This window comes from Aquimarina algiphila (assembly GCF_007489275.1).
Lineage (GTDB): Bacteria > Bacteroidota > Bacteroidia > Flavobacteriales > Flavobacteriaceae > Aquimarina > Aquimarina algiphila.
This window is the reverse complement of record NZ_VLNR01000078.1, coordinates 1-22977: the sequence shown is the minus strand read 5'-3', so window position 1 is coordinate 22977 and position 22977 is coordinate 1. Positions and strand designations below refer to the sequence as shown.

Annotated in this window: 29 protein-coding genes; 8 read left to right on the top strand and 21 right to left on the bottom strand. The window is 30.2% G+C overall.

Annotated features, from left to right (window positions below; genetic code table 11):
* Positions 1 to 16 precede the first annotated feature (16 nt).
* Positions 17 to 568 carry a GIN domain-containing protein gene (locus tag FOF46_RS25925; protein ID WP_167571951.1) on the top strand — a complete coding sequence of 184 codons (552 nt, stop codon included), beginning with the start codon at positions 17 to 19 and terminating at the stop codon, positions 566 to 568.
* An 81-nt stretch (positions 569 to 649) separates the two neighbouring features.
* Here FOF46_RS25925 and FOF46_RS25920 read toward each other — a convergent pair whose 3' ends face one another.
* Positions 650 to 1495 (bottom strand): nuclear transport factor 2 family protein, encoded by an 846-nt coding sequence (locus FOF46_RS25920; protein WP_143918466.1) that lies wholly within the window; start codon positions 1493 to 1495, stop codon positions 650 to 652.
* Positions 1496 to 1525: 30 nt separating this feature from the next.
* Positions 1526 to 1861, bottom strand: coding sequence for a DUF6249 domain-containing protein (locus FOF46_RS25915; RefSeq protein ID WP_143918465.1), 336 nt, complete (start codon positions 1859 to 1861; stop codon positions 1526 to 1528).
* Positions 1862 to 1997: 136 nt separating this feature from the next.
* Here FOF46_RS25915 and FOF46_RS25910 point away from each other — a divergent pair, with 136 nt between their 5' ends.
* Together FOF46_RS25910 and FOF46_RS25905 are read left to right on the top strand one after the other, a co-directional pair.
* On the top strand, positions 1998 to 2558 hold the full coding sequence (locus FOF46_RS25910; RefSeq protein WP_109437391.1) for an RNA polymerase sigma factor: 561 nt from the start codon (positions 1998 to 2000) through the stop codon (positions 2556 to 2558).
* Between the two features lies 1 nt (position 2559).
* Positions 2560 to 3042 (top strand): hypothetical protein, encoded by a 483-nt coding sequence (locus tag FOF46_RS25905; protein ID WP_143918464.1) that lies wholly within the window; start codon positions 2560 to 2562, stop codon positions 3040 to 3042.
* Positions 3043 to 3054: 12 nt separating this feature from the next.
* Here FOF46_RS25905 and FOF46_RS25900 read toward each other — a convergent pair whose 3' ends face one another.
* Together FOF46_RS25900 and FOF46_RS25895 are read right to left on the bottom strand one after the other, a co-directional pair.
* Positions 3055 to 4161 (bottom strand): D-TA family PLP-dependent enzyme, encoded by a 1107-nt coding sequence (locus tag FOF46_RS25900; RefSeq protein WP_143918463.1) that lies wholly within the window; start codon positions 4159 to 4161, stop codon positions 3055 to 3057.
* 11 nt (positions 4162 to 4172) lie between these two features.
* Entirely contained in the window at positions 4173 to 5675 is a 1503-nt protein-coding gene (locus FOF46_RS25895) for a serine hydrolase domain-containing protein (protein ID WP_167571950.1), read from the bottom strand.
* 131 nt (positions 5676 to 5806) lie between these two features.
* Between FOF46_RS25895 and FOF46_RS25890 the strand changes: the two genes are divergently transcribed.
* A complete protein-coding gene (locus FOF46_RS25890) occupies positions 5807 to 6313 on the top strand; it encodes a MarR family winged helix-turn-helix transcriptional regulator (protein ID WP_109437395.1) in 507 nt (168 codons plus the stop codon).
* A 29-nt stretch (positions 6314 to 6342) separates the two neighbouring features.
* Here FOF46_RS25890 and FOF46_RS25885 read toward each other — a convergent pair whose 3' ends face one another.
* Together FOF46_RS25885 and FOF46_RS25880 are read right to left on the bottom strand one after the other, a co-directional pair.
* Positions 6343 to 7503, bottom strand: a complete 1161-nt coding sequence (locus FOF46_RS25885) for an MFS transporter (protein ID WP_109437396.1) — start codon at positions 7501 to 7503, stop codon at positions 6343 to 6345.
* A 2-nt stretch (positions 7504 to 7505) separates the two neighbouring features.
* Positions 7506 to 8084: an HD domain-containing protein gene (locus tag FOF46_RS25880; RefSeq protein ID WP_143918461.1), complete on the bottom strand. Its 579-nt coding sequence runs from the start codon at positions 8082 to 8084 to the stop codon at positions 7506 to 7508.
* 90 nt (positions 8085 to 8174) lie between these two features.
* On the opposite strand from FOF46_RS25880, the gene FOF46_RS25875 reads away from it, so the two are divergent.
* Positions 8175 to 8747 carry a Crp/Fnr family transcriptional regulator gene (locus FOF46_RS25875; RefSeq protein WP_109437398.1) on the top strand — a complete coding sequence of 191 codons (573 nt, stop codon included), beginning with the start codon at positions 8175 to 8177 and terminating at the stop codon, positions 8745 to 8747.
* A gap of 69 nt (positions 8748 to 8816) precedes the next feature.
* Here FOF46_RS25875 and FOF46_RS25870 read toward each other — a convergent pair whose 3' ends face one another.
* The 5 genes from FOF46_RS25870 to FOF46_RS25850 form a co-directional block, all read right to left on the bottom strand.
* Positions 8817 to 9023, bottom strand: a complete 207-nt coding sequence (locus FOF46_RS25870; protein WP_109437399.1) for a hypothetical protein — start codon at positions 9021 to 9023, stop codon at positions 8817 to 8819.
* Between the two features lie 126 nt (positions 9024 to 9149).
* Positions 9150 to 9842, bottom strand: a complete 693-nt coding sequence (locus tag FOF46_RS25865) for an SCO family protein (RefSeq protein ID WP_143918460.1) — start codon at positions 9840 to 9842, stop codon at positions 9150 to 9152.
* The gene (locus FOF46_RS32745; protein WP_244299770.1) at positions 9808 to 10416 is read right to left on the bottom strand and encodes a toxin-antitoxin system YwqK family antitoxin; all 609 of its coding nucleotides are present in this window, start codon (positions 10414 to 10416) and stop codon (positions 9808 to 9810) included. The genes FOF46_RS25865 and FOF46_RS32745 overlap by 35 nt, the downstream gene beginning before the upstream one ends.
* A complete protein-coding gene (locus tag FOF46_RS25855) occupies positions 10403 to 11185 on the bottom strand; it encodes a YHYH protein (RefSeq protein ID WP_333968110.1) in 783 nt (260 codons plus the stop codon). Before FOF46_RS25855 ends, FOF46_RS32745 begins: the two co-directional genes overlap by 14 nt.
* A gap of 53 nt (positions 11186 to 11238) precedes the next feature.
* A complete protein-coding gene (locus tag FOF46_RS25850; RefSeq protein WP_143918458.1) occupies positions 11239 to 11544 on the bottom strand; it encodes an EF-hand domain-containing protein in 306 nt (101 codons plus the stop codon).
* A gap of 191 nt (positions 11545 to 11735) precedes the next feature.
* Between FOF46_RS25850 and FOF46_RS25845 the strand changes: the two genes are divergently transcribed.
* The 3 genes from FOF46_RS25845 (at position 11736) to rlmF (ending at position 14471) form a co-directional block, all read left to right on the top strand.
* The gene (locus FOF46_RS25845; protein WP_143918457.1) at positions 11736 to 12761 is read left to right on the top strand and encodes a sensor histidine kinase; all 1026 of its coding nucleotides are present in this window, start codon (positions 11736 to 11738) and stop codon (positions 12759 to 12761) included.
* Positions 12754 to 13425 (top strand): LytR/AlgR family response regulator transcription factor, encoded by a 672-nt coding sequence (locus FOF46_RS25840; RefSeq protein ID WP_143918456.1) that lies wholly within the window; start codon positions 12754 to 12756, stop codon positions 13423 to 13425. Before FOF46_RS25845 ends, FOF46_RS25840 begins: the two co-directional genes overlap by 8 nt.
* Positions 13426 to 13616: 191 nt before the next feature.
* Positions 13617 to 14471: a 23S rRNA (adenine(1618)-N(6))-methyltransferase RlmF gene (gene rlmF / locus FOF46_RS25835; RefSeq protein ID WP_143918455.1), complete on the top strand. Its 855-nt coding sequence runs from the start codon at positions 13617 to 13619 to the stop codon at positions 14469 to 14471.
* Between the two features lie 95 nt (positions 14472 to 14566).
* On the opposite strand, the gene FOF46_RS25830 is transcribed toward rlmF, so the two are convergent.
* The 10 genes from FOF46_RS25830 to FOF46_RS25785 form a co-directional block, all read right to left on the bottom strand.
* Entirely contained in the window at positions 14567 to 14758 is a 192-nt protein-coding gene (locus tag FOF46_RS25830) for a cold-shock protein (RefSeq protein WP_109437407.1), read from the bottom strand.
* 94 nt (positions 14759 to 14852) lie between these two features.
* Entirely contained in the window at positions 14853 to 16406 is a 1554-nt protein-coding gene (locus FOF46_RS25825; RefSeq protein ID WP_143918454.1) for a DEAD/DEAH box helicase, read from the bottom strand.
* A gap of 227 nt (positions 16407 to 16633) precedes the next feature.
* A complete protein-coding gene (locus FOF46_RS25820) occupies positions 16634 to 17947 on the bottom strand; it encodes a DEAD/DEAH box helicase (protein ID WP_143918453.1) in 1314 nt (437 codons plus the stop codon).
* Positions 17948 to 17958: 11 nt separating this feature from the next.
* Positions 17959 to 19302: a DEAD/DEAH box helicase gene (locus FOF46_RS25815; RefSeq protein ID WP_143918452.1), complete on the bottom strand. Its 1344-nt coding sequence runs from the start codon at positions 19300 to 19302 to the stop codon at positions 17959 to 17961.
* 66 nt (positions 19303 to 19368) lie between these two features.
* Positions 19369 to 19890 carry a GNAT family N-acetyltransferase gene (locus FOF46_RS25810; RefSeq protein ID WP_143918451.1) on the bottom strand — a complete coding sequence of 174 codons (522 nt, stop codon included), beginning with the start codon at positions 19888 to 19890 and terminating at the stop codon, positions 19369 to 19371.
* A gap of 76 nt (positions 19891 to 19966) precedes the next feature.
* Positions 19967 to 20503 (bottom strand): Crp/Fnr family transcriptional regulator, encoded by a 537-nt coding sequence (locus FOF46_RS25805; RefSeq protein WP_109437411.1) that lies wholly within the window; start codon positions 20501 to 20503, stop codon positions 19967 to 19969.
* A 26-nt stretch (positions 20504 to 20529) separates the two neighbouring features.
* On the bottom strand, positions 20530 to 20868 hold the full coding sequence (locus tag FOF46_RS25800; protein ID WP_143918450.1) for a hypothetical protein: 339 nt from the start codon (positions 20866 to 20868) through the stop codon (positions 20530 to 20532).
* Positions 20865 to 21443 carry an RNA polymerase sigma factor gene (locus FOF46_RS25795; protein WP_109437413.1) on the bottom strand — a complete coding sequence of 193 codons (579 nt, stop codon included), beginning with the start codon at positions 21441 to 21443 and terminating at the stop codon, positions 20865 to 20867. Before FOF46_RS25795 ends, FOF46_RS25800 begins: the two co-directional genes overlap by 4 nt.
* Complete coding sequence (locus FOF46_RS25790) at positions 21433 to 21762, bottom strand: DUF6249 domain-containing protein (RefSeq protein ID WP_109437414.1); 330 nt, start codon at positions 21760 to 21762, stop codon at positions 21433 to 21435. Before FOF46_RS25790 ends, FOF46_RS25795 begins: the two co-directional genes overlap by 11 nt.
* A gap of 10 nt (positions 21763 to 21772) precedes the next feature.
* A complete protein-coding gene (locus FOF46_RS25785) occupies positions 21773 to 22864 on the bottom strand; it encodes a serine hydrolase domain-containing protein (RefSeq protein WP_143918449.1) in 1092 nt (363 codons plus the stop codon).
* Positions 22865 to 22977 lie beyond the last annotated feature (113 nt).

Genomic DNA, 22977 nt, shown 5'->3' with positions numbered 1-22977 from the left:
CAAAATGATAAAAACAATGAAATTTTCAATCGTAATTAAACTATGTATTATCGCAATACTGGTATCCAAAACCACAATATTGTTTGGACAAGACACTAATAATCAAAAAAAAGAGATTAATCTAACCGATTTTAAAGCTTTAGATATATCTGGCTTAGCACAGGTATATATTAAACAAGGAACAAAGAATAAGGTCGATATGAAAGTTAGTGGTGTCGCTATCAAAAAAATTAAAGTTTTTGTGGATAACGAAACATTATTTATAGATACTCCACGAAGTATTAGTGGAGAGTCTATAAAAATCACAGTAACCTATAAAAAAATAGTTGACATAAAAGTGAAAGATGCTGCTGAGTTAACTGCATTAAATACTATTAAAGGAGATGTTCTTAAGATTACGGTTACTCAAGCCAGCAGTACAGCTATATCAGTTGATCTTAAACATTTAGAAATCTCAATGAAAAACAATGCAGACCTTAAAATTAAAGGAATAACAGACAATCAAAGAGTAAAATCTACCAGCTCTGGTGGAACATTTGATAATTCTGGGTTAACTATTCGAGATTAATTTTTGAATACCACTAAACAATTAATAATTCTTATAAGCACTCAATTTATTAATAAATTGAGTGCTTTAATTTTCTAATAGTTATATCTTTTTTGCTTCTTCAACAATGTTTCCATGTTCTCGAATAAGCATTTTTATAGTATTTCCATTTGTATTCTTAATGAATTCAAAACTAAGCGGAGCTTGTTTATTAAAAAACAATGTCTTCGTTTCTGGAAAAACAACTAGAACCATTTCCCCTGCTTTTATTTCTAATCCCATTTCTTTTTTAATAATACTAATATTACCCGTATTAGGTGCCTTGTATTGTCCTACAAATAAATCAAGTTCTTTATCAGATAATATCAATGATTTCTTTACAGGTAGTTTTACTTCTTTATGGTTATAACTAAGTACTCTTTTTAGGACCCAATTATTATTTTCTTTGATCCATACATGAGAAAATTTTGCTATTCCTGTTTTTTGAGGAGTTTTATTTGATAGTATAGTATAGAATTCATGATACCCATTTTGTATCGCACCATACAAAGTACCATTTTCATATAAAGGATATACTTCCAAGCTATTATCAACTAATTTTCGAAGGAATTTATTTTTGGTATCCAAACAAATATTCTTTTTCATTTCTGTTATGAACTGTGCTCTTGTTTTACTAACTCCGCTTTGATCATGATAAAACTCGAGATCTTTACTGATAAATGATTCTATAGTAGATAACTTACACTGATTGAATCCATTTTCAAATAAAAGCCTGTCCATTTTTTTAATGGTTTGAAAAAGTTGAGATGACTGAGTTACTTGTGATTTTATATGCTGTAGCGGTAAAAATATAACTACAAAAAGAAGTGTTAATTTGAACTTGGATAAGCACAAGTTTTGGTTACATAAAAGCATAGGTTTTCCTATTGAAAAAGTTTGTTTTTTCATGATAAATTGATTTAAATAAGTAATTATGATTTATTTTCTGTATTTCGTTTCTATTAAGAAATAACCAACTAGACTGATACCTCCGAATAAGAAGCTCATTGATGAAAAAGATATGATATCATTCATATCAAAATATTCGTACAAAACGTTTCCAACAAGAAAACCAATTGCTAATCCAATACCAAACATGCCATATTTTAAAGCAATCCATCCTTTTTTGGCAGATATAATTTCTGATAAATCAATTCCTTGCTCCATCATTTTCATACGTTCCCTATGTCGTGTAAGAAAATACACATAAACAATTCCGAATATTGCTGCGACAATTATAAATGTTACTAAAAAATCCCTAAATATTTCATCCATCATATTCAATTTTGAAGGTTCACTCGTATGATGCTCAAAATTATATTTGGTTACACTTTTAAAAAAAATAATAGTAGTTAAAGACAAATAATCTTAAAACTGTAACCTTTAAAAAAAACGTGCATCTCATAATAGGATGACACAAACAGAGGACCATTTATATATTGATAGAATTCTACAAGGAGACCATGAAGCTTATGCTTTTCTTGTAAACAAATATCAAAGAATGGCATATACTGTTGCTTTAAAAATAATGAGGAATGTAGAAGATGCTGAGGATACTGCACAAGAAAGTTTTATCAAGGCTTTTCAGAAAATACATTCTTTTAAAAAAGATTCAAAATTTTCTACTTGGTTATATACTATTGTTTACCGAACTGCAGTCTACAACTTAAGAAAGAATAGAATTTCAACAGAGCAAATCGACGAAGACATTACCCAGAATCGTAGTATTGACAATGAAAACCCCTTTGAAAAAGAATTAAATCAAGAAGCACAAATAATACATATAAAAAAGGCAATAGATAGTTTACCTAAATTAGATTCTCTTTTAGTAACACTATTTTACATCAATGAAAATTCGATTACAGAAATTCAAGAAATAACAGGTCTTTCAGTATCTAATATAAAGGTGAAGTTATACAGGGCTCGTAAAAAAATAAAAAAACAACTGATAACGATTGTAGCATCAAAGTAATATGGAAAATAAAATAATCAAATTAATAAAGAAAGTTGATCTTGATTCTCCAAGTATGGAATTCACAGATGCTGTAATGGAACAATTATCAATGGATATTGAAAGTAAATTACGTTCTGACAACTTATTTGTTAGTGTTAGAGAGGAGATGAAAAAAACTGATCTCAAGGAAGAATTTACAAATTCAGTTTTATTAAATATTAACTTATCTCAGTCTAAAATAAAATTAAGGCCTATTATTAAAAAAAGTTCTGGGATGATTTTTGCTGTTGTAATAATGGTGTTAATTATACTATCCTTCCTAGTGAAAGGAGAAACTTCTAGTACTATTCATACAAAAACAAATGATTTATATTTCATATCAGACTTAATAAACAATTCTCCAAAAAATATATCAATACTGTTTATTTGTATAATAACCGTAAGTATTCTTTTATGGATAGATTTTATGATTAATCATAAAATCTTTAAAGGGAATTTCTGATGGATTTTATAATTATACTGAAATTTTCCTTTTCCTTGCTATAATATCCCACTGTGTTATTTTTCTATTATTTACAACAACAGAAACATCATCATGAAGGTTAATGGTCGGACATATATGATACGGAATTCCGTATACCACATCCCCTACTGCTATGCTATCCCAGTTGTCTACCTTCACCACTCCATGTTCTTCACTTTGCGAGAGCAATTCATAATTTTTTAGATTTAGGAACTTTACTCTGTGATGAATTGGATTTTCAGCAGCTAAAGATTTATGTCCAAGATCAAGAGTAATAATATTCTTTTTGGGTTTTGAAATCACTCTACTCACTAATACGGCTGCATATTTAAACTCCTGTTCTACTAATTTCTCACTATATCCCCAATCCCAAAGCAGACAAGTTCCCGGACTACAGAGACGATCTTTTTGTAACAGATGGGTGGTAAATGATGGGGTTCCTCCGCAAATTAAACGTATATCAGTAGTATTCTTTTTTAGTATATCAAACAAGATATTTATTTCTTTTAACCCTTCTTCTATTTTATCTTTTCTAAGTTGAGAGTCATTATCCCTAAGATGACCATCATAAACATGTAAACCTTTAAATTGAAGATGTTCATAAGCAGGAATGCTTTCTATAAGCTCATCTAAATCTTTACCCAATTCAATTCCAGAACGATTCATTCCATTATTAATATCAATAAAAAAATCTATTCTCAAATTCTTAGTAGAAGCTTTTTGCTGTAGTAATTTTGTAGAACCTATATTATCAATTATAGTTAAAAAATTAGTTTGGGGAAATGTTGTTATAAGTGAAAGAAAACGATCTATTTTTGGACCAACCAACTGATGTGCTACTAAAACAGAATCAGCTCCTGCTACCGCAGCTATTTCTGCTTCTGATATCGTTGAAGCCTTGAAATTTTTAATACCAGAAGATATCATTTTTTTAATTACCTCGGGCATTTTATTAGTCTTAACATGTGGCATTAATCGCCACATATCACCTTTTACCATACCAATCATTTTATCTATATTGTATAGTAAACGATCTTTATATAAAGCAATTGATGGAGAATCAACTTCATCTATGTTTTCTATTTCATACCAATTCATATCATACAGGTTTATTCGTTCACAAAATCTCCTTCAAAAATAATAAACGGATTTTCAAAAGTTGATGGTGATTTCTGTGGACTTCTAGCATATTTTATTGATTTACCTACCAAATGGTTATCGCTTAAATTTATTGATGTAAATAATATTCCATAAGGTGTTACCATTCCATATAAATTCTCTCTTTGTAAATAAATCATATTAAATGTGTTTGTTTTACCATCTTCACCTTCTAAAACAAGTCTGTCATTTATACCATCCAAGTAAAGTTTCCCTTTCTTAGTCACCTTATCTTCATCATTTACCGTACTAAAAAGAACGTCTGCATTACCTCTTGGCTGTTTTTTAGGAGAGCTATTCATCATATATGGCAATGCAAAAATATGAGACATCTCTTCTATTTCATAAGGTCTTTGCGTATTACACATAATTGCAATCGAGAGTTTTTGTTCTGGAAAAACACTAAGTATACTCCTTGCTCCTTGCATCCAACCTGCATGCTCAAAGACCTCTCTGCCTTGTGGGTCCCAGTTTCTACGCCAGGCAATACCTACTCCGGTATCTTCTCCAGATTTTAGTTTCTGAGTTTTAAACATTTCTTTTACAATTTCAGGTTTTAAAAAACCATTGTAATAAATATCTCCCATGCGTACCAGATCAGAAGGCGTTGATATCATTCCTCCTCCTCCCCACTTGTAACTTGAGTCATCTGGATTTTCTACCATCGAAACATTACCAGATCGGTCCATCGTATATAGTTTTGTCATGTTGGTTACTTTATCACTTCCCAAATCTGGTCCTGTAGAAGTCATTTTTAAAGGTTTAAATATTTCATTATCTATATATTCTAAAAAAGGTGTTCCCGTTATGCCTTCTACTACACCAGAAAGTAATGTAAAACCATGAGTCGAATATTTATAATCTGTCTTAGGCTCAAAAAGGAGTTTTTTATGGGCAAATACGGTTAATGATTCATCAATTGAATTATAAAAGTCTTTTTTAAAACGATCTTCATCAGAGTAATGCGCAATACCAGATATATGAGCTGCAATATCTCTTGAAGTAATTGTATGTGATTTTTCTGGGAATGCAGGTACATAGCTTTGTACAGCTTGGTCGAGATCTATCTTATTTTCCTGAAGCAGTGTAGCAATAGCCGTAGCTGTAATTAATTTTGAAACTGAAGCCGCACGAAATTTTGTAGAGCTATCCACGAGGTCTTTTGATTGAGTATTTGAGTATCCAAAACCTTCTGCAAATACAATAGTATCATTCATACTAACGGCAATTGAAATCCCTGGTGGGCTATTTTTAGAATCCAAAAATACCTTTGCCATTGTCCTAATTAGATTTTTATTATCCTCTATTGCTTTTGTGGGTATAGTATCGGTTTGATTTTTATCTTTTGTTTTTTTATTGACAGAAGACTGTACACATCCTTGTACGGTGAAAACTTTCACTAATAAAGTGATGAGAACAAACAGATACTTAAGATTGGATTTGAATATATTCATACATTGATTTTTTAATTGATGTTCAAAATTTATCTTGACATAAAGATAAATCATACAATTATACAATATTTATCTTTATATGAAGGTATTTTTTTGTAGTTTCAACATTCAAAATTGAGATTTACACCAAAATGAACGATAATCATCAGGATATTATTGATACTTTAATTACCGATTGGAAGCAAGAAAGGCCAGATCTTGATGCTTCTGCAATGTTAATTGTCGGTAGAGTTTTAAAATTGGGGAAGACATTAGAAAAAAGAGCTAGTAAGGCTTTACGGAGCAGTGATATTCATTATACTGATTTAGATGTATTGGCGACATTAAGACGCTCGGGCAAACCATTTGAACTTACTCCAACTCAACTCATGCAATCTGTTTTAATTACCTCTGGTGCTATGACAGCCTTACTTGATAGATTGGTACGATTACATTTGATTTATCGTTCTCCTGATCAAAAGGATGGACGTGTCAAACTGGCTGGTTTAACAAAAAAAGGAATAAAAACAATTGATAAAGCCATAGAAACGAGATTTGAAGAAGCAAATGAAGCTGTTCATATTTTTGATGCTTCAGAAAAAGACACTTTATCTTTATTATTAAAAAAAATGATTATACACTTAGAAAATGAATCATAGTAGCAATTATTAAACAAATTTAATAAACTTCATGATTTCTTTCTAAATAACATATATAGCAACCCTACAGCTGCCATTGCTGCACAAATGTACATGATTAGAGGTATCTTAGAAATTATATCCTGATAATATACCCCAGAAAAAAAAGCTCCTAAACCTATACCAGCTTCGAGAGCAATATACATTGTAGCCATAGCCTTACCTTTATGGTTTGGATCACTCATATCTACGGTCCATGCGTTTAGCGCTGGAGATAATATTCCCATAGCTAATCCATAAAAAACCGCTCCGGTTAACAACCCTTTAATCGTATTAAGATAACCAATTAGTATTAATGCTATAAACAATATAACAAGACCTATATTGATAACTGGAATTCTTCCATAAGCATCGGATATTTTTCCTGCAATAACTCTGATTAGCAAAGAAGAAGCTGTAAAAACAATAAAAAAAGTTCCCTTATTTATAATTCCCAAATGATCACTCCAATCAGGAATCAAAGTTAAGATTACTCCAAAACCGATATATGTCAAAAAAGTGATTAGTGCAGAAGGTAAAACCTCTCTTGCTATAATATCGTTCTTTGAAATTCTGAGATCAGAAAAAGAAAATGTTTTTTTATGAACAAGGGTTTCTTTAATACCTACCACCATAATAATAGATATTAATGCAATACATGAAGAAGTATAAAATAATATATCAAATGAGTAGTGTAATCTAATAAAACTACCTAATGCTGGCCCCAAAGCCAAACCTGTACTAAAACATAATCCTTGTATACCTAGTGCTTCGCCCCAACGTTCTCTAGGAATAATATCTGACACATATGCAGATATTGCTGTTGGACTAAAACCTGTAGAAAAACCATGCAATAAACGTAAGAATAAAAACCCCGACACCGTAGTGAGTATAGGGTATAAAAATCCAGATACCAAACATACCATTGCTCCAATTACAATTACTGGTTTCCTTCCTATCGTATCTGTTAATTTTCCGCTAAATGGTCTAGATAAACCTGCAGTAAGTGTAAATAAAGAAATGATTAATCCTTTGTACTCAGCTCCATTAATGCTACTTAAATATGCAGGCAATTCTGGTATAAGCATATTATAACTTGCTGAAAACAATAAAGAACTTAAAGAAATTAAAGCAAAATTGATGGTGTATATAGAGCCTTTTTTATCCTTCATTCCTATCTCTTTTTATAATAAGAATGAATTAGTTCTTTAGCATAATTCCATAAATTAAAAGAACCATATTGAATAGATTTTGTTTTGTTTTCTACTTTTTCATAATCAATATTATATTCATTCCAAGTACCTCCATTATTCGAACTGTTTTGAAGTATTGGTTCGAATCTATCGATTGCTTTGGCAAATTTTGATTCTTTAGTTTTACCTTCTTCAAATTCTAACCAAATATCTATAAATTCTTTAGCTTGTTCTTCAGGTAATAAGCCAAAAATTCTTTTTGCCGCTATTAGTTCTTCATCGGTATTGATGTGGTTTTTTACAGGATCATGAAGAAAAACGTCACCAGTGTCAATTTCTACAATATCATGTATTAATACCATTTTTAAGACTTTAATCAAATCAATAGATTCATTGGAATGTTCTACCAAAACTAAGGTCATCATCGCTAGATGCCAGCTATGTTCTGCATCATTCTCTGGTCTATCACTATCAAACAATTTAGTTTTTCTTTGGATGTATTTAATTTTATCTATTTCCTTAATAAATTCTATTTGTTTGGATAATCTTTCTGATAGCATCCTCTTATTTTTTTTAATTGTATAATTTTATAGTTTTCAAAGAAATGGTTTCTTGAACTTTTATAAAAGGACATTTGTCCCAACACAAAAATGATACGTACAAATCCAGAATTATTAACTTATATTAATGAACTTTATAATAAGAAAAACAATGGTATAACCGAAGAAAAACACAATCCAAAACAACGTGTCATCGAACAAAATAAGAGATATAATTGGGTATATATCATTAAGAAAGGTATTACAAAATGTTATTTATCTGATGAAAATGGAAAAGATTTTATTCAGGAATTTTTGGGAGAAGGAATGGAGTTTGGTGAAATTGAAGTATTTAGTGGTAATCCTAGTTTTTGTTGTATAGAAGCTATAACAGAACTAGTGGTATATAAAATTTCATATATAGATTTTAATACGCTATTAGAAAACGATAAGAAATTTAACAGACTTGTTATCAAGGCAATGGCTGCAAAAATAAGTTATAAAGCTCCCAGACATTCTTATCAACAATCTTACCCTATTGAAGACAATATTCTAAGGCTTCAACAGCTTTTTCCTAAACTTACCGAGGTAATTTCAAAAAGTGATATTGCTAATTATCTGGGCGTTACCTTAAGAAGTTTGAACAGAACATTAAATCAATTAAAACACAGAAATGAAAATTAAAAACGGACTACCTTTTGTAGTCCGCCTTCTAAATTGTATGTGAATAAATTAAAGTATCAATACTATATTTTATATACAGCATTGGTTATTTTGAATTGTACCAAAACAAACAGCACCTGATGGACTCGGAACAGCGCAGAAATCGCCATTAACATCAGATAAGTAAAAACGATAACATCCAGAAACGCAATCTGATAACATTCCTCCATTAATTTGTTTTTGAGAAGTCTTGGTGAGTTTTTGAACTCCATCGATCTTCAGAATTGATTTTTTCATAATATTTAGGATTTAAGAATAATAATAACCTAAACGTTTTTACGTCATTTAGGCTTCTGACGGTTTTTATATAACATGTAATTTAATCCTTTTATTACTAAATCATTCTTAAATTTCTCTAAAGAATTAAAGTTCTGATTTTAAAGCCTTAACATCTATAATCAATTGTGCTATTGAAGCTTTATTTAGACCATTATAAATTCCTCTAATATGTTTGTTATTATCAATAAGTACGAAGTTTTCTGTGTGTAAAAAATCATCTTCATCCTTTTCGACTCCCAAATCTTCTTCAACAAAATAATAGTTTCTACCTAAATCATATATCTGTTTTCTATCTCCTGTTACCAGGTGCCATTTATGTTCTAGAATTCCTTTTGCTTTAGCATATTTTTGTAAAACAGGCACCGAATCATACTCTGGAGTAACCGAATGTGATAATAACAATATATCGCTATCGTTTATAAACTCCTCTTGCAACATTGTCATATTCGCAGTCATTTTTGGACAAATTCCAGGACATGAAGTAAAAAAGAAATCTGCTATATATATTTTATTGGCAAAAGTTCTTTGAGTAATTGTATCTCCTTTTTGATTAATTAAAGTAAAATCAGGAATAATATGAAATGTTTTTTCATCTTCGGTATTTGGTATCAGCCAATTTGGAGTAAATGACGCTTCATTATAATATGGAAGCGATTCTACTCTGCTAGTCTCTTGATTTCTTCCAATATCTTTACAACTTGTTATCAATAGTATTGATATCAATAATGAATAATATATGTGTTTATTGATATTGTACAGTTTCTTTTTCCAATGCATAACATAAATTTGAACGTCTTAAACCAAAAACACGTCCGTTCTTAGCCTCGTAATTAACATATATCTTACCATTTTCTAACCAAGCTCTTTGCATACCTTCTTCTTTTCCTTGATTAATATGCTTTTGTTTGGATAGTTGTCCATTAGAATACCATTTTTGTTGTATTCCATGTTTTACCCCATTCTCATAATTAGATTCTGCAGCCAAAACACCATTAGCCCACCAAATTTTTACGACACCATCAAGATGATTTCTAGTATAATAAGATTGTTTTCTGAGCGTACCATCAGAAAACCATTTCTGAGCTATTCCTTCTTTTTTTCCATTATAATATCCCATCTTCTCGGCTAGTACATTATTTGGATGATAATTCACTGCATATCCAGAAAAAGGTTGATTCTTATAATACCATTTCCCTTCAGTAGCGTTAAGAATTAAAAGATCTTTTGCTGCTTCTGTATTCTCAATATCTTTTTTTTCGGGGGTAGCGTTATTTTGATTTTCAACAACAACCTTTTTACAATTGATAATGATTAACAAAGGGATAATACAAAATAGTTTAGTTAATTGCATTTGGAGTTCCTTTATATGGTCCAACAAATACAATATATCTTCCCGTAGTTGAGTATATTTCATTAATAATATGGTAATGATATTCTGTTTCATCAGTATGTTGTGTAATACTTGCATGACCTCCAGATGCATCTAAATCTGTAGGGTATGTTCCTGTCGAATTACATTTCCTTCCATATATAAAAAATCCATCAGATAATATTCCAATTAACTTGTCGTCATCGTCAGACCAGGCTTTTGGTTCTAGGTGATAATGATATTCTGCTGGTCCGATGTGTCCTCCAGAATAATCCAGGCTTACTACAGCTTGATCTAACGCTCCATTTCCTTCCTGATCATTAAAAATAGCCGCTCCACTAACAGAAATACCTATAGCTCCAAGTGAAGTCGCTGTACTGCTACTTGCCAATTGAGGATCTGAAGAAACGGTTAAAGTGGCCGCTCCATCATAACCGGGAATTAGACTTGGTGTCATATTAGTAGCTATTGTAGGTGCAACATATAACGCATTGCCTACTCCCCAATACGGAGTGGTATGATTTGGATTTCCAGTAGTCTCAATAACAACATTGGACCCTTCGAGATAAATATCTGTTTCATTAGTATCAAATTCGGCAAAAGCAGCGTGTAATTCTCCCGAAACCTCTCCTCCTGTTTCTGTTTCTGTAGTATCTCCATCATCACTGCTACAAGCAATGAACGCCATTAATACGAGACTTATTCCTAAGGTTAATGTCCAGATACTTTTGTTTTTTCTTTTTTGTTTCATTTTCATACGATTTGGTTATTATCTTTTCCATTTCTAAGCCATTTTCTAATAGTTTAATCGTGTGTTTGTTTTGGTCCTCTTCTATGATTTGGTTTCGGAGCCTTTTCTAATTCTTCTTTGGTAATAAAACCATCTTCATCTGTATCTATTTTTAAAAAATCTCTTTTTAATGGCCCTCTCACCTCTTCTTTAGCAAGTTTATTATCATTATTATCATCCATCATTTTAAAAATTTCCTCTATGCTTGGAGGTTGATGATGTTCTTTTTCCTCAGTATCAGATTGTGCATTTGACTTACAAGACATCATTAATGCTATAAAACTTAATACTAATCCTAATTTTATAGTTTTACTTTTCATTTTACAAATGTTATTGTTTCCTATATAGGACTATAAATTTCTATAAAAGTTTAGAAGTAAAAGACCGCTTTCTGTAGATCTTGGGAAGTTTTAAGCGAATTCAACACTAAATTCAGTGAACGGTATAATTCTTTGTTTTCAAAAGAGTAATTTCATCAATTGATTGATTTTTATTTCCTTTAATTTGCATTATGAATGCATTAAAAAGGTTTTTTTATCAAACATTTTTATGGCTAATTATTTGGTCCGTATTGTGGTTTGGAAGAGGTTTTAATTCACAATTTTTAGCAGAAAATTCTTTTGCTTTTGCATTTCAGGCTCTACTCATTGGTGCTCTCATATATTATATTGCCCCAATGTTTTTATTTAAGAAGAAGTATGTTTTATTTCTTATTATTTCAATTCTTGGAATAACTACACTTGCATTTATTTCTATAAATTTATTTACAGTTCCTAAAATACCACCACCATTTGGAGGAGGACCCAAAAACATAAATCCAAAACCTCCTTCTCGATTTTTTATTCATTTTTTATTATTATCAATTTCTTATGTGATTGCAGTATTTATAGAAACATTTGTATTTGCACAAAAAAAAGAGCAAGAAACCATTAAGAATAAGAACGAAAATCTTCAAACAGAACTTAAACTTTTAAAATCTCAAATTAATCCACACTTTTTATTTAATTCTCTTAATAATATCTATGCTCTTTCTGTTATAGACTCTAATAAAACTCAACAAAGTATTGGTTATTTATCAGATATGCTCCGATATGTTTTATATGAATGTGAACGTCCTTTAGTTCCTTTAAAAAAAGAGGTTTCTTATATAAAAGATTATATTAAATTATTTTCTTTAAAAAGTAGTAAAGCTTATGCAATAACAACTGATTTTAGTGTTTTGGATGGTAATACATGGATCGCACCTATGCTACTCATACCTTTCGTAGAAAATGCATTTAAACATAGTAATATCGAAAAGCCAAAAGATTCTTTTATAAAAATACAAATCCAATCTACTCCTAATTATATTAATTTTAAAATAGAAAATAGTATTCCGAAGAAAAGGATTAATAAAGATATCATTGGAGGAATTGGTCTAGAAAATGTTAAGAAAAGATTAGCTATATTATATCCAGAAAATCATCAGTTAGATATTATTGAAAATAATGAGGTTTTTAAAGTAAAACTAAATATAAAACAGACTAATAATGCTTAAATGTTTGGTAATAGATGATGAAGAATTGGCAAGAACACTTCTGAAAACATATATAGACAGGTTAAATTTTTTAGAAATGGTTAGTGCAGTCGAGAATCCTCTTGAAGCTTTACAAATACTTAAAACTACTGATATAGATGTTGTATTTCTAGATATTCAAATGCCCGATTTAAAAGGGACAGATTTTGCTAAAATGATTCCTGAAACCACACAAATAATATTTACAACTGCATATTCTGAATATGCATTAGAAGGATTTGAATTAAATGCATTGGATTATTTGCTTAAGCCCATCACATTTGAACGCTTTTTGATTGCCGTAAATAAAATTAAACGAGATTCTGGGGATACAATATCTCAAAATACAATGACTATTAAGTCTGGTTATGATTTATATAAATTAAAATACAATGATATTCTTTATATAGAAAGCGATAGCGAATATGTTATTTTTTATACTGCTGAAAAAAAGATAATGAGTCATCTGGCTTTAAAATCATTAGAAGCAACATTACCAAAATCAATATTCATGAGGGTACATAGATCATATATAGTTAATAAAAACAAAGTAACTTCATTAAAAGGAAAAGAGATTCTGATCTCAGAAATTAAGATTCCTGTAAGTTCAAGTTATTATGACTTGGTTAAAGATCAGATATTTTAAAAGGCAAAGTACTCATTAAAAGTAATTTAAGTGTTTTTTATTCAATAATAAGATTAACTGAATCAAAATAAATTATCACTATACTATTTACGGTTTTTGCAATGTAAACATCTCAATCATTTTCTCTTTCTTACAAATCGTAAAAAAGAGTCATACAATTAAATATATCTTTGTTTAAAAACTAAACCAAAGTGCATCCAAAAAACATTCACAATCAGTCTTATGATTTTCCGTCATTGATTTATACACATCCTATACTAAAACCGCATGTTTTCATGAATACATTTGGAAATATGACCATTGATTTTTCAGATTCTGGAGCAGTTTTAGAATTAAACAGAGCTATTCTAAAACATGATTATGGATTAACAGATTGGAGTATTCCCAAGAATTTTCTCTGTCCTCCAATTCCGGGAAGAGCTGATTATATTCACCACTTAGCAGATATATTGAAACAAAATGGAGTAAATCCCAATATAAAAGGTTTAGATATTGGTGTAGGAGCTAATTGTATCTATCCGATTTTAGGTGTTCAAATTTATGGCTGGCAAATGGTAGGAGCAGATATTAATGAAACTGCCATTGCATCTGCAAACAAAAATGTAGAAATTAATCCTCATCTTTCACAAGCTATTCAAATAAGACATCAATCAAATCATGCCAATATATTTGAAGGGATTATAAAACCAGGAGAATATTTTGATTTTGTAATGTGTAACCCTCCTTTTCATAGCTCTAAAGAAGAAGCGTCTAAAGGTACACTTAGAAAACTAAAGAATTTAAAAGTATCCAAAGACTTAGAACTTAATTTTGGAGGGCAAGCGAATGAACTTTGGTGTAATGGTGGTGAAGCGCTTTTTTTAAAACGTATGGTAAAACAAAGTATTTCTTTTTCAAAACAGGTTGGTGTTTTTACCAGTTTAGTTTCTAAAAAAGAACATGTAGCCAAATTAAAAAAACAACTAGATAAAATAAAAGCTCAACATACTATTGTAGACATGTCTCAAGGTCATAAAAAAAGTCGTCTGATTACCTGGACATTTTAATTTCTTATATTATAAAGTATAAAATATTTTTAAAAGAAAAATGCCTGTCATACTATGTGACAGGCATTGAATAAAAAGTTTTAGCGTATATATATTTAAATAACTTTTACATTTACCGCGTTTAATCCTTTTTTACCTTCTGCAAGATCAAATTCAACTTCATCACCCTCACGAATTTCATCTATTAATCCAGAAATGTGTACAAAATGTTCTTTGTTTGAACCTTCTTCAATAATAAAACCAAAACCTTTAGCATCATTGAAGAATTTTACTGTTCCTTTACTCATTGTTATAATATTAATTTTAATAATTATTTTAACATATTCAAATATGGTGCCATAAATTTAATCAAACTTTCTAAAATTATACTATCTAATTAAATTAATCTTCAGGCGGCCTACCATGAATTTCTTCAAATAATGTCTCAAAATTATCACGTAGATAAGAATTTAACTTCTTTCTATAATCATCTTTTAACCAGCTTAAAAAATTATAAGTACTCTTGCTTATACATTTTGCATACGCCTGTATTCTATGATCAATATCCTCACCTAACATCTTTGCTAAACCTAATGCATCATAGATATCCTCACTATTTTCAATACATATTTTTGCATGTTGCGCTATAGATTGTTCCAAAACGACTTTAGAAGATTGTCCCTTTTTCACAGATTCGATATATGTATCTTTAATATCAAAATACACCTCTTCAGAATTAGCAAACTCAGCTCTCAACTCGGCTGGCATTTCATGCTTAAATTTACTTTCTATCTCCTCATCATTGAGAAGCCTATCCATATAATAGTTAGGAGAGTTAAATATTTTCTGCCAATCTAAATCTGCACCCCAAGGTCCAAAACGATAAAGGTTGTTTCCTAGATCAATAACAGAAAATTTAGCTTTATTCTTTAAGATCCTAGAACCTCGACCAATCATTTGATAATATAAAGTAAGAGATTTAGTCGCTCTGTTTAAAATAATGGTATCTACCGTAGGCTCATCAAATCCTGTTGTTAAAATACTCACCGAAGTCAAAATAGCATTTGGTGTTTCCTTAAACCAAGTAAGGATTTGATTCCTTTGTTTTTTGGTAGCGGTATTGTCAAGGTGTGCTATAGGATATCCTGCAGCTCTAAAGGTGTCAAATACATGTAATGAAGTATTAATCCCATTGTTAAAAATTAAAGTTTTCTTACCCAAAGAATGCTTTTTATAGGCTTCTAGCAATTTCCCAAGCATATCGCTATTAGTATATAAATCTTCTGATGATTTTACAGTATAATCACCGTTAGATCCAACTTCTAATGACGTCAATCCCATATTATAAGCAAAGACTTCTGCACGTGCCAAAAACTCATTCTCTATAAGAGACTCTATGGTTTCACCAGTAATTAGCTCATCATAATTATCCTTCATAGGTAACTTCATGTTTGAACTCAACGGAGTTGCTGTTACTCCTAGAATAAAGGATTTATCAAAAAATTTAAACAACTTGGTAAAAGAGTTATAATGCGCTTCATCAATAATAACCAAACCTATATCTGAAATATCTAATTTATCCTCATTAAGTCTGTTATTTAATGTTTCTACCATGGCCACAAAACAACTATACTCTTCCTGATCATCAAGATTGGCCTTACTATCAACTACTTTATTTACAACACCAAATCCCGTAAGCATATTAGAGGTTTGCTTACATAATTCGATGCGATGCGTCATCACTAAAACTTTCTTATTATGATGTTTTAAATATTGTCGTACTATTTCAGAAAAAATCACCGTTTTTCCACCACCAGTTGGTAATTGATATAATAGATGGTAATCTTCGCGGGCATCTTCAAAACTTTTAAAAATCTTATTAATAGCTCCTTTTTGATAACTATATAATTCTTTTCCTGTTTTCCTCTCTTCTGAACTAGTAATTATTTCCGACATAACCTCTATTTTTTTAAGGGATGTAAAATTAAGGCCTTTCATGGGTTTTTAAAGAATTTTATGATGAAAAAATTAAATCATTTTATAAAATTCGTATTTCTATACACTAAATAAAGAAGAAATAAATAAAAAAAGAGATTCTAATTCCTAGCAGAATCTATTAGAACTATTGGCTTAATACAAGTACTAGTTCTTTGATTATCCAACAGTAATTCTACACATATCGGTTAAATAATTGTTATTCTTACCTTTTTCTTTTTCAGTCTGCTATTATTTAAATTAGCTACTAATTGATTTGCAATAGATGCAGGTACAGCGACAAAAGTGCAATCTTGTTTTAATTCTATAACTCCTAATTGATCTTTATCAATTTTCCCTTGTTTAAAAAATAAACCTGCAATATCTCCCTTTGAAATCTTATCTTTTCTACCTCCAGAAATAAATAAAGTTTGCCAATATTGAGAAGGCCTTTGTGCAGATTGGTCATTAATCACCTCTATTTCAGCATTTTTAATAAAATCTGGCAAATACTCTTTTTCCCATTTTAAAACATATGCAGTTCCTTTAGCATCTACTCTTGCAGTCCTACCATTTCTATGTGTGAATTCTTCCATTTTTATGGGAAGCTGATAATGAATGATAAATTTTATCTCTGGTATATCAATTCCCCTTGCTGCCAAATCAGTCGCAATTATGATTTGATGTGTTCCATTTCTGAATTTGATCAAAGATCGTTCTCTGTCTTTTTGTTCCATTCCACCATAAAAACATCCATGACTTATATTGTTTTTATCTAAAAAGTCACTTACATCTTTTATGGTATCTTTTAAATTACAGAATATAATTCCGGGTTGATTACCTATATGATTTAAGACTGACACAAGTGTATTTAATTTATCCTTTGATGGAGAAATTATGGTTTTAATAGCCAAATTAGAAACTCCTTCTTTTAAGTAATTAACAATAGTAGGGTTTTCTAGTTGTACAAAATCCGGAATATCAATTTCTTGTGTTGCAGAAGTGAGTATACGCTTTCTAATATTAGGTAATGCATTAATAATTCCTCTCATTTCATACTCAAAACCAATTTCCAGAGATTTGTCAAACTCATCTAATATCAAAGTTTTTATGTTTTCTTTTGAAAAGCGTTCTCTACTAAAATGGTCTGCTACTCTACCTGGTGTTCCTATTAGGATTGCCGGAGTATGTTTTAGTTCTACTTTGTCTTTAGAAATAGATCGCCCACCATATACAGCATTTACTTTATAACCTGATCCCATTTCTCTAACTACTTGTTCTATCTGAATGGCTAACTCTCGTGATGGCACTAAGATCAATGCTTGTATATCAGTACAATCGGGATCCATTCCCGAAATAATCGGTAATAAAAAAGCTAAGGTTTTTCCTGTTCCTGTAGGTGATAAAATAATTGTATTATCTGTATGTTCAACGGCAACAAGAGCTTCTTCCTGCATTGGATTTAAACTCTCAATATTCAATTTATCAAGAATTCGTTTTTGTCCTTTAATATTATTTGCCATATCAATATATATTACTTTCTTTTCTTTTTAGACACCTCTGTCTTAACCACAAGAACACTTGATGTATTTTGAATATGATAGTTTGCGATCATTTTTTCAATAAGTTCTTCTTTTGTGAGATGATGAAAAACAGTTTTTATTTTCTCTTTATACTGATTAGAGAGGTCATGATTTGGTTTAGTTTTAAATATTTTTTTAGCCCATAACAATCCTTTATTCTCTTCAATACTTTGAGCATCTACCTTATTATATTCTTTAAAGTTAATATCTAACTCATCAGAAAACTCTGCAATATCTATTATTTCTTCTTTTTGCAAAACAGTTAATGATAACCCCTTCGCTCCTGCTCTTGCGGTTCTTCCACTTCGATGTACATATGTTTCATATACATCTGGTAAATGATAATTAACCACATACGATATTTCTTTAACATCAATTCCTCTTGCAGCCAAATCAGTGGCTACCAGAATATGTATATGCCCTTCTCTAAATTGTTCCATAATTCTATCACGAATGGGCTGTGATAGACTTCCGTGTAGAGCACCAGAAGAGAATTTATTTATTGCCAAATTTTTGGCGAGTTTATTTACTGCAGCTTTTGTTTTACAAAAAATGATCCCTCGTTCTCCTTCTTTTGACGTTAAAAAATGCATTAAAACATCTAATTTTTCTATAGGTTCGACAACTACATATCGATGGTCTATACCCTGATGACCTATCTTTTCCATATCAGCACTTTCCTGTATGACATGTTTTGACATATAGTTTTGTACCATCTGTTTTATAGTTCCCGGCATTGTGGCGGTAAAAAGAATAGTTCTTCTGCTTTTAGGCAATACTGAGACTATTTCATCTAAACCATCTTTTAGAGAACTCACCATTTCGTCTGCTTCATCAAGAATTAGGTAGTTAGCGATTTTTATGTCAATAGCATTTCGTTTAATTAAATCTATTAAACGTCCCGGAGTAGCAACAACGATATGTGTTACTTTTGTTAATCGTTCTATTTGTGGTTTAATAGGAATTCCACCACAAACTGAAGCTATAGATATGTCAGGTAAATATGTTGCAAAAGACATTAAATTATTATAAATCTGATGTCCTAACTCTCTGGTCGGTGCTAATATTACTGCTTGAATATTTTTATTATTAACATCAATCAATTGTAACAATGGTAATCCAAAAGCGGCTGTTTTTCCTGTCCCTGTTTTTGCTAAACCAACAAAATCATCCTTTTTTTGTAATAAGACGGGAATTGATTTTTTTTGAATATCTGTTGGTGTAGAAATATTTAAGTCTTCTAAACTTTTTTGAAGAGGAGCTATAATTCCTAAATCGGAAAACTGTATTGACATAAAATAAATTTTGGCAAAGATAGAGGTATAAAATGGAAAGACTATCCCAATTTTAAACTCAATATATTAAAAGATTTTACCGTAGTAATTCAAGTCAACAATTTCACCTTTAGTAGTTTTATAATCACATCGTATAGTTCCCTCTAATTCAAAACCACTATTTAGGGCTACTCTAATACTTCTCGTATTTCTGCTAGAAATTCTACACAATAATTTCTTAAAATGATGTTCATTTACAATATCATCAATTAAAGAAGCCATTGTAGTTGTAATGATTCCTTTTCCTTCATGTTTTGAATCGATAAAAGCTCCTAATTCTGCTTTTGGAATATTCCAATCAATATTTTTAACATCAATGAAGCCTACAATCACGTTTGATTCTTTTTCAAGTATAAGGTATGGAAAGTAAGACTTTTTATTAATTTTTTGCTCTATTTCTTCACAATAATTGATTGTATCTGCTATGGTTTTAGTACGTAAAACTGTTCCTGCAAAGAAATCTTCTAATCGCTCTCTATTAGTGTTAATTAACTGAAAGAATGCATTGTTATCATTTACACTTAACATTTTTACTATATACTTATTCATCTGCTAAAGAATTATTATTTGGTATTGGAATAGTTACAAAATAACCACATAATAAGCGTATAAAAATTGATTGAAATCAATATCTCTTAATTCTGGATAGTGTTTCTGGGGCCATTCTTAGATATGAAGCAATATACTTGTGCGGAATTTCCTGAAATAACTCTGGTCTTCTTTGTAAAACTCTTTGATATCGTTCTGCCGGAGATGAAATTAAAAGATCAATTTCTCTTTCGGTTTGTAAATAAATAAGTTCTTCTAAGATCGCATACCATAAAGATAAATTCTCTGGATTACTCATCATAAATTTCATAAAGTCATCTTTGGAAATAAAATCGACTTTTGTTTTTTTAAGGGCCTGAATTTCTAACTGTGATACTTTATTTGAAAAAAAAGAATCCAAAGCAGTTATCAATGACTTTTTATATCCCAAATACAAAGTATGTTCTTCTTTATCATTAACATAAAAAACTCTAAGGCTTCCCTCTGAGATAAAATACAAATTTGTATTAATATTATTAGCCGTTTTTAAATACTCCTCTCTTTCTAGAGTTTTGAATTTTGTTAGAATTCCTCCTTTCTCCAGATTATTTTTCAATTGCTGAATCGCATTCATTCTATCTAAATATGATGAAAAAGTTTTTAAATTTCATTTTTTAAACCACGATAAACTTCATTCATCCTTAGAATATAATACATTCCTAAAAGAAATAATAAAACAATCGTTATCAATACTGGCATTTTTGAAATATGTATGTCTAAACTAAATAAATGATATGACGAGGCAAGTAACTTAAATGCCCTGAAGCTTATTATAATTAAACTTGTAGCTATTCCAAAAAGAAGCTTCTTTACAGGAAAAACAACTTTTATTTCCTGCTTGTTTTTCTCTTCAATCTTATTCATCAATAAGTCTGTAAAATCATCTGAAGTATGAATCATACTTTTCTTTACTAAATCCTGAGTTAACTTATCATTCATAACAAACTATCTATATCTTTTTCTAATATCTTTCTTAAAATAAAATTCATATTATTTCTTCCTCTATGTAAACCTACTTTTATTTTTGAAACACTAAAACCAGTAACATCTTTTATTTCTGTTATCTTTAAGTCACAAAGATAAAAAAGTCTTATCAGCAACGCTTCGTCTGGTGTTAAGCGTTCCAAAGCAAGTGTGATATATTTCTTTTGATCCTTTTCCTTAAGTTTCTCGACACCTGTTTTTTGATTTGCCTCTATTTCATGACTATTAATTTTATCAATACTTATATGACTTCTTTGTTTTTTAAAAGCATTATAACTTGTATTAACAACAATACGATATAACCAGGTAGAAAAGTTTGATTTAAATTTAAATGTGCCTATTTTTTGATATACTTTAATAAATACATCTTGTAAAACATCTTCTGCTATACTTTGATCCTTCAATATTGATATAGCAAGAGTAAGAGATACATCCTTATACTTTTCGACTAAATGTCTAAAAGAGGTTGTATCTCCCTCTTTAATCTGCTTGATTAGATGGATATCATTATCTTCGATTCTATCTTTCAAGTCTTTTTCTTATAAAATGAGCAGCAACTAATCCCGCCGAACCAAAAATTAAAATGGTACCCCACACCAATAAATCTGTAGTGTCTTCTGTTAAATCAATTGATGTAAAAATTGACGAAAATAATAGTCCGATTCCTAATCCAAAAACAATACATCCTATATCTATATATTTAAATTTACTTTGAGACTGTTCTGGGACCAATCCTTTTTCTATCATTGCTTTTTTTATTAGATAATTGTATTTGGCTACGATAAAAACCATTACTACTAATCCAATTACTATGATCAAACCTCCTAGGGCTTCTCCTAAATTTTCCATGTTTTATACTTTAAAATTGTTGTTCTATTAATTCTCCTATTTTTTCTATTAAAGGAAGTAGCGTATCTGAATTTGTAAATAGTGCTATTCCGTATTGTTGTTTTGGCACAAACATGGCATATGATTGAAAATCATGATTATTGCCTGTATGTAAATGCATTAATCCATTAGCTGTCGGTTTTTGTGCAAAACCAAGCCCCCATCCTGTTTGCCCTACTTCTTTTAAAAGTTTGTTATCTGATTTAAAATGATTATGTTCTTTCAACATTTCATCGATTAATTCTTGTTTTAAGTGCTTTGGCTTCATCATTTCTATCAAAAACCGAGCATAATCCAAAGCTTCAGAATGAAGGCTATATCCCGGTCCAACAGCATTGTACTTTTCTATTTCGAGGTTCACTTTTCCTTTTTGGTGTCCTTTTGCTTTATACTTTTTTATAGTATCATTCCAGGTATAAAAACTGGTATTCATCTTCAATGGGTGAGCTACTTCTTTAAGAAACAAAGTATCCAATTTACTATGCCAACCTATACCTAAACTTGTTCCCATAGCGGCTCCAAGATGTTGATACGCTTCACCCGAGTATGAAAACCCTGTTCCTGGTTTAAAAGCGATATGAATAGGTTTTCCTTTTGCCCAATTTGGGATTCCCGTAGCATGCGAAAGTACAATACGAGGTGTAATAGTCCTATAATAATCAAATGAAACACTATCTATAGTATTAGCTGGAAAAATCTCTTTCAAATGTGGATATATAGGGGTATCTAAATCAAATTTTCCTTTCTCTACCATTTTCATGACAAAATAAGCAAAAAGTGGTTTTGAAAGAGAAGCAGCTTCAAAAATTGTCTTTTTAGTTACAGGTGATTTACCTTTTATATTTATCACTCCAAAAGTATTATGGTACACAACTTCAGCATTATTAATAATAGCAATAGAAAGTCCTGGCATTGCTATTGAATCCATTATTTTTTTAATATGATTATCTAATTGTGAAATGGATACAGGTTTTCCACTTACTGTTTTAATATATCTTTTATCGCTTTGTCCATAAGAAACAAAAATCCCAAAAGAAAATATTAATATAAACCCGTTGTGCATTTAGAAAAAGTTGCGCAAACTGCTAAAAGGCAGTAAATTGTAGTTACGACACTATAATTCATATGCACAACTTTCAAGCAAATTACGATAAAATACTCAAGGTTTTAAAAGGA